This is a genomic window from Sphingorhabdus sp., assembly GCF_035329025.1.
Taxonomy (GTDB): domain Bacteria; phylum Pseudomonadota; class Alphaproteobacteria; order Sphingomonadales; family Sphingomonadaceae; genus Sphingorhabdus_B.
Map to the genome: position 1 here is coordinate 56,014 of NZ_DAOLHN010000005.1, position 14,215 is coordinate 70,228.

General features: G+C 57.5%; 16 protein-coding genes and 1 tRNA gene. 9 read left to right on the top strand and 8 right to left on the bottom strand.

The genetic code is table 11. From position 1 onward, the window contains the following. Positions 1–6 precede the first annotated feature (6 nt). The 4 genes from raiA (at position 7) to PKC81_RS02295 (ending at position 2,396) form a co-directional block, all read left to right on the top strand. Positions 7–582, top strand: coding sequence for a ribosome-associated translation inhibitor RaiA (raiA, locus tag PKC81_RS02280; protein ID WP_324333018.1), 576 nt, complete (start codon positions 7–9; stop codon positions 580–582). Positions 583–669: 87 nt separating this feature from the next. Next, positions 670–1,140 carry a PTS sugar transporter subunit IIA gene (locus PKC81_RS02285; protein ID WP_324333019.1) on the top strand — a complete coding sequence of 157 codons (471 nt, stop codon included), beginning with the start codon at positions 670–672 and terminating at the stop codon, positions 1,138–1,140. Positions 1,141–1,161: 21 nt separating this feature from the next. Next, positions 1,162–1,506 carry a DUF1491 family protein gene (locus tag PKC81_RS02290; RefSeq protein ID WP_324333020.1) on the top strand — a complete coding sequence of 115 codons (345 nt, stop codon included), beginning with the start codon at positions 1,162–1,164 and terminating at the stop codon, positions 1,504–1,506. Between the two features lie 170 nt (positions 1,507–1,676). Beyond that, positions 1,677–2,396 carry a cell wall hydrolase gene (locus PKC81_RS02295; protein ID WP_324333021.1) on the top strand — a complete coding sequence of 240 codons (720 nt, stop codon included), beginning with the start codon at positions 1,677–1,679 and terminating at the stop codon, positions 2,394–2,396. A gap of 62 nt (positions 2,397–2,458) precedes the next feature. Here the strand turns inward: PKC81_RS02295 and proC are convergent, their stop codons facing one another. Genes proC through argH form a run of 5 tightly spaced genes read right to left on the bottom strand, consistent with a single transcriptional unit; the run spans position 2,459 to position 7,005 of the window. Further along, positions 2,459–3,262, bottom strand: a complete 804-nt coding sequence (gene proC / locus PKC81_RS02300; RefSeq protein WP_324333022.1) for a pyrroline-5-carboxylate reductase — start codon at positions 3,260–3,262, stop codon at positions 2,459–2,461. Positions 3,263–3,266: 4 nt separating this feature from the next. Then, positions 3,267–4,040 carry an NAD(P)-dependent oxidoreductase gene (locus tag PKC81_RS02305; RefSeq protein WP_324333023.1) on the bottom strand — a complete coding sequence of 258 codons (774 nt, stop codon included), beginning with the start codon at positions 4,038–4,040 and terminating at the stop codon, positions 3,267–3,269. A 7-nt stretch (positions 4,041–4,047) separates the two neighbouring features. Then, positions 4,048–5,316 carry a diaminopimelate decarboxylase gene (gene lysA, locus PKC81_RS02310; RefSeq protein ID WP_324333024.1) on the bottom strand — a complete coding sequence of 423 codons (1,269 nt, stop codon included), beginning with the start codon at positions 5,314–5,316 and terminating at the stop codon, positions 4,048–4,050. A gap of 10 nt (positions 5,317–5,326) precedes the next feature. Continuing rightward, positions 5,327–5,638, bottom strand: coding sequence for a hypothetical protein (locus tag PKC81_RS02315; protein WP_324333025.1), 312 nt, complete (start codon positions 5,636–5,638; stop codon positions 5,327–5,329). Further along, positions 5,635–7,005: an argininosuccinate lyase gene (argH, locus tag PKC81_RS02320; protein ID WP_324333026.1), complete on the bottom strand. Its 1,371-nt coding sequence runs from the start codon at positions 7,003–7,005 to the stop codon at positions 5,635–5,637. Before argH ends, PKC81_RS02315 begins: the two co-directional genes overlap by 4 nt. Here argH and PKC81_RS02325 point away from each other — a divergent pair. Both PKC81_RS02325 and PKC81_RS02330 read left to right on the top strand, forming a co-directional pair. Continuing rightward, on the top strand, positions 7,004–7,621 hold the full coding sequence (locus PKC81_RS02325; protein WP_324333027.1) for a TlpA disulfide reductase family protein: 618 nt from the start codon (positions 7,004–7,006) through the stop codon (positions 7,619–7,621). The genes argH and PKC81_RS02325 overlap by 2 nt on opposite strands. A 146-nt stretch (positions 7,622–7,767) precedes the next feature. Next, a complete protein-coding gene (locus PKC81_RS02330) occupies positions 7,768–7,983 on the top strand; it encodes a hypothetical protein (protein ID WP_324333028.1) in 216 nt (71 codons plus the stop codon). Here the strand turns inward: PKC81_RS02330 and PKC81_RS02335 are convergent. Both PKC81_RS02335 and PKC81_RS02340 read right to left on the bottom strand, forming a co-directional pair. Further along, positions 7,954–8,029: transfer RNA gene (locus PKC81_RS02335), tRNA-Val, on the bottom strand. The genes PKC81_RS02330 and PKC81_RS02335 overlap by 30 nt on opposite strands. A gap of 47 nt (positions 8,030–8,076) precedes the next feature. Next, positions 8,077–9,015 (bottom strand): MarR family winged helix-turn-helix transcriptional regulator, encoded by a 939-nt coding sequence (locus PKC81_RS02340; RefSeq protein ID WP_324333029.1) that lies wholly within the window; start codon positions 9,013–9,015, stop codon positions 8,077–8,079. A 184-nt stretch (positions 9,016–9,199) separates the two neighbouring features. Between PKC81_RS02340 and PKC81_RS02345 the strand changes: the two genes are divergently transcribed. After that, on the top strand, positions 9,200–11,350 hold the full coding sequence (locus tag PKC81_RS02345; RefSeq protein WP_324333030.1) for a M3 family metallopeptidase: 2,151 nt from the start codon (positions 9,200–9,202) through the stop codon (positions 11,348–11,350). 42 nt (positions 11,351–11,392) lie between these two features. On the opposite strand, the gene PKC81_RS02350 is transcribed toward PKC81_RS02345, so the two are convergent. Continuing rightward, entirely contained in the window at positions 11,393–12,925 is a 1,533-nt protein-coding gene (locus PKC81_RS02350; RefSeq protein WP_324333031.1) for a M20/M25/M40 family metallo-hydrolase, read from the bottom strand. 146 nt (positions 12,926–13,071) lie between these two features. Here PKC81_RS02350 and PKC81_RS02355 point away from each other — a divergent pair, with 146 nt between their 5' ends. Continuing rightward, positions 13,072–13,968, top strand: coding sequence for an SPFH domain-containing protein (locus tag PKC81_RS02355; RefSeq protein WP_324333032.1), 897 nt, complete (start codon positions 13,072–13,074; stop codon positions 13,966–13,968). Positions 13,969–13,975: 7 nt separating this feature from the next. Next, positions 13,976–14,191, top strand: a complete 216-nt coding sequence (locus PKC81_RS02360; protein WP_324333033.1) for a toxin-antitoxin system HicB family antitoxin — start codon at positions 13,976–13,978, stop codon at positions 14,189–14,191. Positions 14,192–14,215: the final 24 nt, after the last annotated feature.

Here is a 14,215-nt window from a genome sequence, read left to right on the forward strand (position 1 = left end):
AGAACCATGGATATAAGGGTCTCAGGGCATCAGTTGGAAACCGGCGAAGCGCTGCGAACCCATGTCGAATCCCGTTTGGGCGGGATTGCCGACAAATATTTCTCCAAGGCTCTTTCTGCGCAGGTAACGGTTGGCCGCGCACCGCATGACAAATTTTCCTGCGACATCATCGTCCATGTGATGCAAGGCCTGATCCTTAAAGGACGGAGCGAAGCATCAGATGCGCATCTGGCATTTGATGGCGCGGCCGATAAAATCGAAAAGCAATTGCGCCGCTATATGCGTCGCCTTCAGGACCGTCATGAGCAGACGGCACATGCCCAGCGGCAGGAAGAGGCGGCTTATACCGTTTTTGATGCCGGTGATGTTGAAGCCGAATCCCCGCCGCCTGAAGCCCCGGTAATCGTCGCCGAGATGAGCGTCGACATCCCCGAATCGAGCGTTTCGGATGCCGTGATGCTGATGGATTTGCGCAACACGCCCGCACTGCTCTTCAAAAACGCTGGTACTGGGCGGCATAATATGGTTTACCGCCGCGAAGACGGCACGATCGGGTGGGTTGAACCGAAATCCACACCCTGACATCGGTCTGAATCAAAGCATATTCACTTTAGGGATCAATGATTTGAATATTGCCTCGGTGCAGGTTCACCGGCGCAATGGGGTATAATGATGATTCGTATAACGACCCGGCTGGTCGATGGCGCGGTACTCGCTGACATCGAATGCGCCGACAAAAATTGCCTGCTCGACACCGTTTCGAAGCTGGCCGCCGAAAATTACGGTGTTGATGCATCTGTGGTCCATGAAGGACTGCTGGAGCGCGAACGTTTGGGCCCGACCGGTTTTGGCGGTGGTACCGCGATTCCGCATTGCAAGGTCGATGGGATCGAGGCACCGGCGGGTGTTTTCGTACGCTTGATCAAGCCTGTTGAATATGGCGCGGTGGACGATGAGCCGGTCGATCTGGTCTTTGCGCTCTTTTCTCCCGTGCATGACGGTGCTTCGCATCTGAAGGCACTGGCCGAAGTATCGCGTATGTTCCGCGACGAGGCGAGCTGCGCCCAGTTGCGTGGTGCCAAGGATGCCGGTGCGCTGTTCGCGCTGCTCAGCCCGATTGAGGAGCGCGATGCCGCCTGACGGCATGCGCATGGCTTTCCCATGATCGAGCCAAGGCTCGCTTCGCACATGTTGGTGTCCGGTTTGATCCGGCAAGCCGCGGCCCATGGTAGCTTTGCAGCCGTGTTGCGCAAAGGTGACCGGATAGCAGGTGCGGTTCTTCTTCTGCGGCGCGAAAAAGGGCGGAATCCAGCCCTTTTTGAACGGTTTCCCAGCCTTGACGGATCTGGAAAATGGTCCGAAGTAACCATAGAAGATATTGAAAAAGAAGAGAAAATATCTGAAATTCTCGACCGTCGGGCAGCACGGGACCCGGATATCTGGATTTTGGAACTGGACGTCCCGTCTGCAGAACGGTTCACCGACATATTGGCATCGATGAATTGACATTGTTGCGCTGCGCAATAGATGCGCGCGCACAGATAGCGAAGGTTGCCCGCACGTTCTGGGGTGGAACAGGGCAAACACGCAAGTCGGACGTGGAAGATTTGACGCACATATAAGCAAAGTACCAACCGCGCGTCATTGGCGACACAGCCGCACAACGAACAGACATAATGAAATTCCTCCTCAAGACCGCACCTGCTGCGGTTGTTTCGCTCACGCTACTTGGCGGAGCTGCTTATTCGGACGCCGGTTTTGCATTCGGCGCTTCAAATGGCGAAAAATTGTCGGCGCAGACGATCAGCATCGATCCCACTGTCCTCGCCGCCGACCAGGCCGCATTGACTGCGGCAACCACCGGAACAGTTTCGGTGACCAAACTTCCAAATGGCGATGTGATGTTCACCCCGGGCACGGGCGTGTCGGACGCTGACGTGCGTGATGCAGAGCCTGTCGCCGAGGACAACGAAATCAATAAGGCCGACAGCCTTTCAGAACTGGTCCGCGGACATGGCGCGCCCGATGAGTTGAATGCTGAAGAGCGCTGCCTTGCGGGCGCCGTCTATTTCGAATCGAAGGGCGAATCGCTCGAAGGCCAGCTCGCCGTGGCCCGCGTCGTGATGGCCCGCGCCAAGTCGGGTCGTTTCCCCACTTCGCTGTGCGGTGTCGTTTACCAGAAGAGCCAGTTCTCGTTTGTCCGTGGTGGACGGATGCCTGCCATTAACACCGGCAGTCTGCACTGGCGCAATGCTGTCGCGATCAGCCAGATCGCGCTCAACGATAGCTGGAAAAGCCCGGTTGAAGGCGCCCTGTTCTTCCACGCGCGCCATGTTTCGCCCGGCTGGCGCCTGAAGCGCATTGGTTCGATCGACAACCATATTTTCTATCGCTGATACCCAGCAGCCAAAATCTTAAAGGCCGCAGTCTCTAGGGGGTTGCGGCCTTTTTATTTGGCTTAATCTGGCTTTGACAATTCGACACCGCGATCGCGGGCGGCTTTCAGCGTGCCATTCACCAACTGTTGTAATCCGGTATCCAGGACAGCGAGACCAGCAGCTGTTGTTCCTCCCGGGCTGGTGACGCGTCTTGCCAGTTCTTCAGCACTGGTATCGGAACCCACCGCCAGATCGACAGCGCCATCGATCATCGCCTTCGCCAATGTTGATGAAACCGCTGGCTCAAGGCCCAGCGCTTCTCCGGCTTTTGCCAGCGCGTCGATGAAGCGGTAGACAAAGGCCGGACCCGAACCCGCGAGAGCTGTGACTGCGTCCATCAAATGTTCTTCGGCAATCCACACCGGGGTGCCCAAGGGGTTGAGCAGTGCTTCGATTTCTTCCCGCAGCACAGCGTCGCCTGAGGGATCGAACAGGCCTAGCGGTGATTTGCCCAAAGCAGCGGCAAGATTCGGCATCAGGCGCATGAACCTTCGGCCCGGCAACGCGGCTTGCAATGTTTCAACACGAACCCCTGCCATAACCGACAGCAGCAGCGCATCGGCCGACAATATCGCTTCAAGCTGGCTGGCAATCTGTCCAAAAATTTGCGGCTTGACGGCGATCAGCCCGACACCGACTTTTCGTCCAACTTGTGAGGCATCGGCAAAATGCCAAACACCATCGGGAAGGGATTGGGCCATGGGATCGACCACGATGAAAGCGGCGGGATCCATGCCGCCTGCAATCCAGCCATCGAGCATGGCACCGCCCATATTGCCGCAGCCAAAGAACAATAAAGGGTTGTCGCGCGAAATTTCAGTCATCTGACTAAGCGTGGCGCAGCCGCAGATGGATGACAAGACCTGGCGGAAGGTCGTTGCCCGGTGCACCTATGTGACGAACGGCATCAGCCCGTGCGCGATTGACCAGATCGTCGCTTATCGGTCCGTCGATAAAGATATGGTCGGCTTGGCCCAGTAGGCGCGCGGTACGCAGCGTCAGCTCCTCGGGATCGGCAGAGCGAAGGTCAACAGCCACAATGTTCGGTTCAGGAACAGGACTGCCTGCATCCAGCCAGCTTTCGACGCGGTCTGCGCTATCCGGGTCGATCGGGTCGAGTCTGCCACCGGGCGCAAGCGCTGCATCGAGTTGTCGCCGACGGTCTGCTCCATCGGGCCATCTTGTGCGCATGCCTTCGCGGGCCGATTGCAGACGAACTGCCAATTCGCCGAGTCTGGCAGGCAGGATACGTTCAATTGCCTGCCGCACCATTTTGGCCAATCCCGCCGACGCCCCTCCGGTCCCTATCGCAACAAGCAATGGATCGCGGTCGACTATGGCTGGCGTGGTAAAATCGCACAGGTCCGGCTGATCGACGACATTGACCAGCAGACCACGCGACTTCAGCCGTGCAGAGGCATCAACTGCAGCACCCCGATCTTCGATGGCGACAAAAGCAATCCGTGCCTTCGCATCGTCCTCGCCGACGCAGATTCCGCCTGCGCGCTCGATCAGGCGGCGCTTGGCGTCCGCGGCATCGCCCTCACCAAGCAGGATGACGGGTTTGCCGCGGATCGAGACGAAGAGCGGCAACTGATTCATGGCCTAGTCAAGCCAGCCAGTCGGGAACATGTTCGGCATCGAGAATGGTTGCGGGCACGATACGCTCTGCAACCACGGCATAGCGATCGCCGTTTACCAGAACCTCGGGCACCAGCCCTCGGCTGTTATAGGTGCTAGCCATTGTAGCTCCATAAGCACCGCATGTCCGGAAAATTGCCAGATCGCCCGCTTGTACCACATCGACTTCGCGCGCCATCGCAAAGGTGTCGCCGGTCTCACAAACCGGGCCGACGATATTGGCAGTGAAGCGATTGCCCTTGGGCTCGACCGCCTCAAAATCATGCCATGCGTCATAAAGAGCTGGACGGGCCAAATCGTTCATGGCGGCATCGACGATCACGAAGGGCACATTGCCTGAACCCGGTTTCACACGGACTACCTTGGTGACGAGTACACCGGCATTGCCACAAATGACGCGGCCCGGTTCGAACATCAGCTGGACATTCCAGCCCTTGGTGGCGCGCGCAACCATTTCGCCATATTCATCGGGATGTGGAGGATTGTCGCCTTCTTTGTAACGGACTCCCAGCCCGCCGCCGAGATCAACATGGGTGATGCTATGCCCTGCGTTACGCAGGTCGGTGATCAGCTTCCCGATCTTTCCGAATGCGGTTTCCAATGGTTCGAGATTCAATAGCTGGCTGCCAATATGCAGGGCAACACCGCGCATGTTAAGGCCCGGTAGAGCCGCCAGCCGCGCATATATGCCTTGCGCCTGATGCAGGCCGAGGCCGAATTTGTTTTCCGCCTTGCCGGTCGAAATCTTGGCATTGGTCTGCGCGTCGACATCGGGATTGATGCGCAGCACCGCGTCTGCGCGATAGCCCAGCGTCTCGGCAATTGCAGCCAGTTCGCGGCCTTCCTCTTCGGATTCAATGTTGAACTGGCCGATGCCTGCTTTCAGCGCAGCAACCATTTCCTCTGCGCTTTTGCCGACACCGGAAAAAACGATGTCTTTGGCCGGAACGCCCGCTGCCAGCGCGCGGTTCATCTCGCCTGCCGAAACGACATCCGCACCATAGCCTTCGCCCGCCAATACTTTGAGCACGGCGAGATTGGGATTGGCCTTGATAGCAAAGGCGATATGCGGATTTTCGATCCCTGCCTTGGTCAGGGCTTCACGAAACACCTGGGCATGGCGCACCAATGTCGCTTGCGAATAGACATAGACAGGAGAGCCAACTTCATCGGCAATACGCGTGAGCGGGACGTTTTCGGCGTGCATCACGCCATCGATGATCTGGAAATGGTCCATAGGAATGATTTCAGGCCGGATTCTTCGGATCTTCCGCGGTGGATTCCGCGGGCGTGTCGCCCTTATCCGCTTCTGCGCCGGGGGCAAGGTCAAAAGGATCGTCGCGTCGACGCTCCGACCGACGCATTAGTTCGTCGCTGCGCCCGGGGCGGGTCTGGACCGCGGGGGTCGACAGCTCTTCGGCACCCGGAATCTCGTTCTGCCCATAGGCCTTGGCGGGCATTGCCTGACCGGTCTTGGGCTGCAGATCGCCAACCTTGCCACATCCCGCGAGCGTCAGCGCAAGTAGCGCGCCACCGACCATTTTGCGCTTATCTCTCATAGTCCCAATTCCTTTCGGGCTGCCGCTACCGCTTCTTTTACCCGAAGAGGTGCAGTGCCGCCAGCGCTGGTGCGGCTGCGGACCGATCCCTCAACCGAAAGATCGGGCAGGCTGGTTCCGGCAAGTCGTGGATTAATGCCGGCCAGATCATCGGCGGTCAGCAGTTCGAGTTCGCCGCCGCGTGCCTCACACAGCTTGACCGCGCTGCCGGTGATATGGTGTGCCTCGCGAAAGGGGATGCCATGTTCGCGCACCAGCCAGTCGGCCAGATCGGTTGCAGTAGAAAACCCGGTCGCAGCGACGGCGCGCATCCGGGCGGTATCAAATTCCACGCTCGATACCATGCCGGTAATCGCTGCCAGACAGAGGTCGAGCAAGTCATTCGCTTCGAACAGTGGGGCTTTGTCGTTCTGCATGTCCTTCGAATAGGTCAGCGGCAGGCCCTTCATTGTCACCATCAGGCTGGTGAAGGCGCCAATGATCCTACCCGCATGGCCGCGTACCAATTCGGCAGCGTCGGGGTTGCGCTTTTGCGGCATGATCGAACTGCCGGTTGACCAGGCATCGGGTAGTTTGACGAAACCAAAAGGCTGTGAAGCCCATAGGATCATTTCCTCGGCAAGGCGCGACAGATGGATTGCCGCTTGTGCGGCGCAGCCCAGATATTCGACAGCAAAGTCGCGGTCGGAAACGCCGTCCATGCTGTTCGCGGTCGGTGCGTCGAAATCAAGCGCACGTGCGGTTGCGTGCCGGTCAATAGGGAAGGACGTGCCCGCCAGCGCAGCTGATCCCAAGGGTGACTGGTTCATCCGGCGCGCGCAATCGGCAAAGCGGCTGCGGTCACGTTTCGCCATTTCATAATAGGCCATCAGATGATGGCCGAGCGTCACCGGCTGGGCAACCTGCAAATGGGTGAAACCGGGCATGATGCTTTCGGCATGTTCGTCTGCGCGCTCGACCAGTGCCGCCTGCAGCGCGGCAAGCGCTTTGTCGACCTCTGTACAGGCGCCGCGTACCCAGAGGCGGAAATCGGTTGCCACCTGATCGTTGCGCGAGCGGGCCGTGTGCAGCCGTCCTGCCGCATCGCCAATCAACTCGCGCAGTCGGCTTTCGACCTGCATATGGATGTCTTCCAGCTCGATATGCTCTGGCACGCCCTGTTCCGCATATTCGCGCTCGATTGTGTCCAGCCCGCCCAATATCGCTTCAACATCTGTAGCGGAAAGGATCCCCTGCGCCCCCAGCATGGCTGCATGCGCCTTGCTGCCGGAAATATCCTGCTGCCAAAGCCGCTTGTCGACGGGGATGGAGGCGTTTATCTCGCGCATCACGTCTGCAGGGCCAGCGCCGAACCGGCCGCCCCACATGCTGCTGGAGTTTGATGTGCCGCGGGTAATGATCCTGTTCCTTCTCTTCGTCGGACCGCTGTTTCTGGCGGCTTGCGATAGGGAAACTGCGCCATCGGGGCAAGCGGAACCCGCCAAAGCACAAGAGTCGCCCAAAGCGGGCTTCGGACTGGAAAGCAAGAGCGGGTTGAAAGCCGAACTCAGCTATCTATTCGCCGGACGCACCGCTCCCGATGCCAGCTTTACCGGAGCGGATGGTCGTGATGTTGCGCTCAGCGACTATGCCGGGCGGCCATTATTGGTGAATCTGTGGGCGACCTGGTGCGCGCCGTGCAAGGCGGAGATGCCAACGCTTGATGCCTTGGCTCAACTGGAAGAAGGTGAGATTACGGTGATAGCTGTGTCGCAGGATCTGCAAGGCCGCAAACCGGTGCGCGCTTTTTTCGATTCGGCGCGAATCGTCAATCTCGAACCTTTTACCGATACAGACAATGCGCTCTCATCTTCGGTTGGCGGAACGATAGCTCTTCCGACGACTATCTTATACGACAGTCAGGGCAAAGAAGTCTGGCGCATAGTCGGCGGGGTCGAATGGGATGATGCCGAGATTGCGAAGCTGCTCGGCGAGGCCGCCTGAGCGACACTTACATCAGGATTGGGCGTGGTTTGGGGCAATTGCAATTACGACTGGGCTGACCTTCGGTCATGGAGCGGACAGCAGGCTTGCAGTTTTGCTGGCGCGTATCGTTAGCGGTGTCTCGCTGGCCTTTGTTCTTCAACAGGGTGGCTGCAGGCGATTTTTTTGCTGTGAAAGGCGAGACGCTGACCGTTGCATGGGCGGGGCTGCATAAAAGGGCCGACGCCAGCAGCGCGCCACCAACAGCAGTTTTGAAGCTGATCCCTCTCATCGGCACAGAATGCGTTCCTGAAGCTTGCTACAATATGAACGGCAAGGCCATGGTCCTGTCCTGGTGGGCGCTAACGGGCTCGAACCGCTGACCCTCTCGGTGTAAACGAGATGCTCTACCAACTGAGCTAAGCGCCCCAGCAGGACAAGGGCCGCCTTTGCCAAACCTCTGCCGCCAAGGCAAGTCATATCGGCATGGCAACCCGATCAGCGATCGCCTCAAAATACTCTTTCAGCCTTTCAGCCATGTTTTCGGACAGTTCGATATAGACTCGGCGGGCATCATACGGGTCCTGCCGTCGGACCAGATAGCCCGCCTCGGTCATGTTGGTAATCCAGCGTAAAGCTGTGGTCGGTGGCACAGCTGCGGCGATGCACAGGCTGGAAACTGAAACCTGCTGCCCTTCCTCTTGCGCCGCAAAGAGGTCGAGCAAAATATCCCAGCCGGGATCGGCGAACAGATCTTCGCCCAATAGACGTTCGCGCATCCGGCGCAGTTTGATGACGTTTCGAACAAAATCGGTGCCAATTCGTGGATCGGTGCGTTTTGGCTCAACAAACGCTCTGGCCAAGTTTGTTGAAGAATGCCGGTATCCAATCGGGCGCTCTTGGAGCGAATAGTGAATACTTTTGTTTTCTTTTTGAGTGATGCTGTTCAATGTCTGAGCGAACTCAGAAAGCTCTTTGCTAATTCTATTAAGTTCTCGGAGCTCATCATCAGAAGATACATCACTCAAATGATTCATAGGTAAGTGATCTGACAGACTACTCACAGACGAGATCGCTTTCCAGCTTTCAGTTGCAACAAGAGTATTGGAGAAATGGTGAGATTGTTCTTCACCAATCTCGCTGCAAAGCGGCGGATTTTTCCAAATGACTGCTCCAGAATCATGGTTAACGGGGTAACCCGAAACATCAAACTGGTAACGGCAATTTGCATCCGTTTTGGGTGTTCGAGCAATTATGATATACTCACATTCCGGGTATGATTTCTGAATGAGCTCACCACAGTCGCGTGCGAATCGATTGAGTTCGTCGGAGTCAAATTTCAACGGGTCGATTACACCGATTGAAAATCGAGATTTATCAACCACAAAATTGGAGATTGGCGGAAGGCGCTTCATTAGTTGGGCTCCGAACTTCAAACAGTTCAAATTGCCCACCACCCGTTTTACATCTCACCAATTTGGAGCAATTTGTCCATCCCAAATCCAGCTTTGCCTCGCCGCACACTGCGGCTAAGCAGGCAATATGCGAGCCATCGGCCTTTGCTGGGCCGGGTTCGACACCCATTTCAGGAGTGCGAATGTGAACAAAGGAATCAAAACATGGCCCCTATCGATTTTGCTGATGACAGGAACGACGATGCCGGCATTTGCTGAGGCTGCAAAGCCTGTCGCGGCGCCCGCTGTGGCGAATGTGATGCTCGATCCATGGACCGGCCCCTATGACGGCGTGCCGCCCTGGGATAAGGTAAAACCTGCCGATTTCCCGCCCGCCTTTGAAGAGGCGATGAAGCGGACCAAGGTAGAGTTCGAGGCGATCCTCACCAACCCCGCGCCGGTCACGTTTGATAATACGATCAAGGCAAACGAACTCGCTGGCGCTTCGGTCAGCCGACTATTCTCGATCTGGGGCGTGCACAGTTCCAACCTGTCCAATCCCGAGATTCGCAAGATTCAAGCAGAGTGGGAGCCCAAGATCAGCGCCTTCTTCAACGAGCTGCAGCTCGACGCGCGCTGGTTCCAGCGGGTGCAATATCTTTATCAGGAGCGGGAGAATCTCGGTCTGGACAAGGCGCAGATGCGCCTGCTCGAACGCACCTATGACGGCCTTGTCCGCAACGGCGCGCTGCTCAACGCCGAACAGAAGACGCAACTTATCGGAATCGAAACCGAGATTTCGAAAAAGTTTTCCGACTTCCAGAACAAGGTTTTGGCCGACGAAGAAACCTATATCCTGTTGACCGATCCTTCAGAAGTTGCCGGTCTTCCCGACAGCTTTGTCGCCTCGTTGAAAGCTGCGGCGGAAGCCAAGGGTAAAACGGGTTGGGCCGTGGCCAACACCCGCTCGGCGATCCAGCCGTTCCTCGAAAATTCACCGCGGCGCGATCTGCGCGAGAAAATCTGGCGCGCCTTTGTCATGCGTGGCGACAACCAGGATGCCAATGATACCAACGCGACCATTGCCGAAATCCTGAAGCTACGCCAGCAGCGCGCCGAGCTGCTCGGTTTCGAAACCCATGCGCATTACCGCATGGCCGATACCATGGCGAAGCAGCCCGAAAAGGCTATGGACCTGATGATGAAGGTCTGGCCTGCCGCGGTCGCGCGCGTGAAGGAAGAAGTCGCCGACATGCAGGCGATTGCCGACAAGGAAAAAGCCGGCATCACAATCGAGCCTTGGGATTATCGTTACTATGCCGAAAAGGTTCGCAAGGCGAAGTACGATCTCGACCAGAATGAGCTGAAACCCTATTTCCAGCTCGACAACATGGTAGCGGCGATGTTCGATGCTGCGAACAAGCTTTATGGCATGAGCTTCACCGAGAATACCGGCACGGTTCCGGTGTTCGAACCCGAAGTGCGCACTTTCGAGGTGAAGCGCGACGGCAAGCTGATAGGGCTGTTCTATCTCGATAACTTCGCTCGTCCGGGCAAACGCTCGGGCGCGTGGATGACGACCTATCGCGACCAGTTCAAGCTTTCGGGCAAGAACAACATCACGCTGGCTTCGAACAACAATAATTTCGTGAAGGGTGCGGGTGGCAAGCCGACCCTGATCAGCATCGACGACGCGTCGACACTGTTCCACGAATTCGGTCATGCGATTCATTATCTGAACTACGACATCACATGGCCGGGTCTTGGCAACACGCCGCGCGACTTCGTGGAATATCCCAGCCAGGTGAACGAGAATTGGCTGCTGACGCCTTATATTCTCAATACCTATGCCAAGCATGCGGAAACCGGCGAGCCGATCCCGCAGGCATTGGTCGAAAAGATCAAGGCGAGCGACACCTTCATGCAGGGTTTTGCCACGGTCGAATATCTGTCGAGCGCGATCCTCGACATGATGCTGCACCACCGCAAGGATCCGGTCACCGATCCGCGCGCGTTCGAGAAAGAAGCGCTTGCCAAGATCGGCATGCCGAAGGAAATGGTGATGCGACACCGCCTGCCGCAGTTCAACCATCTCTTCTCTTCCGACGGATATTCGGCGGGCTATTACAGCTATCTTTGGTCCGAAACGATGGATGCCGATACCTGGGCGGCCTTCACCGAAAAGGGTGATGTCTGGGACAAGGAAACCGCAGAGCGCTTCCGGTCGATGTTGCTCTCAACCGGCAACGAGTCGGATCGCATCGAAGCCTATCGCGCTTTCCGTGGGCGTGATCCGGATGTGAAATATATCATGCAGAAGCGGGGCTTCCCGCTTCCCGCGGAAACGACCAAATAAGATGCAAGGGGCGGGGGATTTCCCCGCCCTTTCTCGTTTGACCTATTTGATGGCTGCCAGCTGATAGAGGAAATCGGCATAACCCATTGTTGCCTCGACCAGTCCTGCAACTTTGGGGTTGGTCGATTCGATCAGATAATATTCATCGGGTGCATGTGCCCCTGATCCATGGCCCATGCCGAAATGCCCGGCGGGTATCGATACCGGAGGTGCGGTAAAGGTAGCTCCTGGCCAGCTTCCCGCAATGCGCGGGTTGAGCGTCGCCTTCACGCCTGCACGGGCATAAGTGGCGAGCATGGTCTTGATCAGGCGGCTGTCTTCCGAAACCTCGGTCGGGTCATAGCCGCCGCTGACATTGACCTCGACATCGGGAAAACCGTGCTTGTCGAGATGCGCGCGTAATTTGCGCTCGGCTTCGGCCCGGGTCTGGTTGGGCACCAGTCGCAAGTCGAGTTTGGCAACGGCCTTGCCCGGCAGCACGGTCTTTCCGCCCGGGCCGGTATAGCCGGCAACCAGCCCTTCGATATTGACCGTAGGCTCCTGCGCCAAGCGCATCAGTGCCTTGTCGTAAGGCAGGCCATCGATCCAATGGGTAACGCCAAGCAGCTTCTTCTGCTGGGCTTCATCGGCTGATCGAGCGATCTCGCCGATCAGCGCCTTTTCGCGCTCGGTCAGCGGACGGACATTTTCGAACCAGCCTTCGATAACGGGGGTGTTGCCATCAGGCGTCACCAGCGTTTGCAATGCCTGCACCAGCCGCCAGCTCGGCGAATCGACCATGGCCTTCAGGCTGCTATGGATATCGCCCTTTGGCCCCTTGCCCCATTTCTCGCCCGAGGCGACCAGCTCGAGCTCGATGATGCCTTTGGAGCCCAGATTGACCTGCACATTGCCCTGCCCGTCCTGCCAACTGGCCGGGATGAAGATGCCTTCGCATTTCCGCAAGGCAGCAAGGACATTGGGCTTGGTTGCGACTTGTTTGAAATGCGGCGAGCCTACTTCTTCCTCGCCCTCACAAATAAGGACGATGTTTACCGGCAATTTGCGTCCCGCCGCACGGATGGCATGGAGCGCCGCAAGGAAAGTCGCCTCCGGCCCTTTCTGGTTCACCGCCCCGCGCCCGACAATCGCCTTACCAAGGCCGGGCTTGTCGACCATCCGGCTTTCGAGCGGTGGCGAGCTCCATTCGGCTGGGTCATATTGCTTTACGTCGTACATGAAATAGATGCCGAGCGTGCGCTTCGACCCGGTATCTAGCGTGGCGAACACGCCGGGGTGGCCATCGGTCGGCACAATCTCGACATGCTGGAATCCGGCATCGCGCGCGAGTTCGGCCATATATTCGGCCCCCTCCTTCATGTTGCGGTTCTCGGCCGCTATGGACGGCAGCGCAATCCAGTCACGGATGCGTTTCAGCGAGGCATCGCGCCCTGCCTCAGCGGCTTTGCGAATCGCATCCATATTTGAATCGGCAGCAAGCACAGTGGTGGGCCGCATTAGCATCGCCCCGCCTGTCAGCATTGCGCCTCCGCGAATCAAGCCCCGACGGGTGGTCGTTGTCTTCAAATCTTGCATGGTAGTGCCCCTTTCTCGGGTGCGACTGTGCCGTTGGACGGCGTGGAAAACAAGCGATGTGAAAACCGTCACCGCTCAAATCCGATTTGGCTTGCGTCCCGCTGCGATTGATATAAATATGATATCATAATTTATTGGAGGGCATCATGTCTGATTCGGTTTCATTGAACGCCAGCAAGGAACGCGGCGCACGCACATATAGCGGCTATCTGATGTTTGCGGTGGCCATGCTTCTTCTGGGTGTTTTTATCTGGTCGATCTTCAACGCCATCGAAATGCAGGGTGGTATGGGTCGCATCGGAGCGAGCATTGGCTGGTTCGTTGCCTTTACCATCGCCTCTTCAGGCTTCTATATGTTGCAGCCCAACCAGGCTGCGTCGATCACGATGTTCGGTTCCTATCAAGGCACTGACCGTAAGGAAGGCCTGCGCTGGGTCTGGCCGTGGATGACCTCGACCAAGATTTCGGTTCGCGCAAACAACCTGATTTCGGAAAAGATCAAGGTGAACGACTTGCGCGGCAACCCGATCGAGATTGCAGCACAGGTTGTCTGGAGGGTCACCGATACCGCACAGGCGCTGTTTGATGTCGATGATTACAAAGCGTTTGTCCTCGCGCAGATCGAGGCTGCGGTCCGCACCATCGGCTCGCGCTATCCCTATGACGATATCGAGCACAAGGAAGTCACGCTGCGCGGCAACCATGATGAAGTGGGTGCCGAATTGCGAACCGTGCTGATGGAACGGCTCGCCGTTGCTGGCATCACCGTTGACGAATGCGGCTTCACCCACCTTGCTTATGCGCAGGAAATTGCCGGTGCCATGCTGCGTCGCCAGCAGGCCGAAGCCGTCATCGCCGCACGCAAGAAACTGGTCGAAGGTGCTGTCACCATGGTTGAAATGGCACTGCACCAGCTTTCGGAAAAGGATGTGGTGCATCTGGATGACGAACGCAAGGCAGCGATGGTCTCGAACCTGATGGTTGTGCTGTGCGGCGAACGGGATACCCAGCCGGTCGTCAATACAGGCTCGCTTTACCAATAACCTGACGATGCCGCCGCCTGCCAAAAAAGCCTTTCCACTCCGTCTCGATCCGGCGCTTTATGCCGCGATCGAGCGGGCGGCGGCGTGCGACTTTCGCAGTGTGAATGCGCAGGTGGAGGTTTTGCTCCGCGAGGCGCTCGAGCGGCGCGGCGTGAAGGTTGGCGTAACCGAAGGACCGCGCCGTGGTCGTCCGCCTGCCAAAGAAGGTTCTGGGTGCGAATAAGTCTGAAAGTACAACAAAGGAGAA

Bases quoted from the DNA above. Each gene is read 5' to 3' on its own strand.
- lysA (WP_324333024.1), bottom strand. From the start codon at position 5,316: ATGGACCATTTCCAGATCATCGATGGCGTGATGCACGCCGAAAACGTC.
- proC (WP_324333022.1), bottom strand. From the start codon at position 3,262: ATGACTGAAATTTCGCGCGACAACCCTTTATTGTTCTTTGGCTGCGGC.
- PKC81_RS02325 (WP_324333027.1), top strand. From the start codon at position 7,004: ATGCTGCTGGAGTTTGATGTGCCGCGGGTAATGATCCTGTTCCTTCTC.
- PKC81_RS02340 (WP_324333029.1), bottom strand. From the start codon at position 9,015: ATGAAGCGCCTTCCGCCAATCTCCAATTTTGTGGTTGATAAATCTCGA.
- PKC81_RS02315 (WP_324333025.1), bottom strand. From the start codon at position 5,638: ATGAGAGATAAGCGCAAAATGGTCGGTGGCGCGCTACTTGCGCTGACG.
- PKC81_RS02295 (WP_324333021.1), top strand. From the start codon at position 1,677: ATGAAATTCCTCCTCAAGACCGCACCTGCTGCGGTTGTTTCGCTCACG.
- PKC81_RS02355 (WP_324333032.1), top strand. From the start codon at position 13,072: ATGTCTGATTCGGTTTCATTGAACGCCAGCAAGGAACGCGGCGCACGC.
- argH (WP_324333026.1), bottom strand. From the start codon at position 7,005: ATGTGGGGCGGCCGGTTCGGCGCTGGCCCTGCAGACGTGATGCGCGAG.
- PKC81_RS02350 (WP_324333031.1), bottom strand. From the start codon at position 12,925: ATGCAAGATTTGAAGACAACGACCACCCGTCGGGGCTTGATTCGCGGA.
- PKC81_RS02290 (WP_324333020.1), top strand. From the start codon at position 1,162: ATGATCGAGCCAAGGCTCGCTTCGCACATGTTGGTGTCCGGTTTGATC.
- PKC81_RS02285 (WP_324333019.1), top strand. From the start codon at position 670: ATGATGATTCGTATAACGACCCGGCTGGTCGATGGCGCGGTACTCGCT.
- PKC81_RS02305 (WP_324333023.1), bottom strand. From the start codon at position 4,040: ATGAATCAGTTGCCGCTCTTCGTCTCGATCCGCGGCAAACCCGTCATC.
- raiA (WP_324333018.1), top strand. From the start codon at position 7: ATGGATATAAGGGTCTCAGGGCATCAGTTGGAAACCGGCGAAGCGCTG.
- PKC81_RS02360 (WP_324333033.1), top strand. From the start codon at position 13,976: ATGCCGCCGCCTGCCAAAAAAGCCTTTCCACTCCGTCTCGATCCGGCG.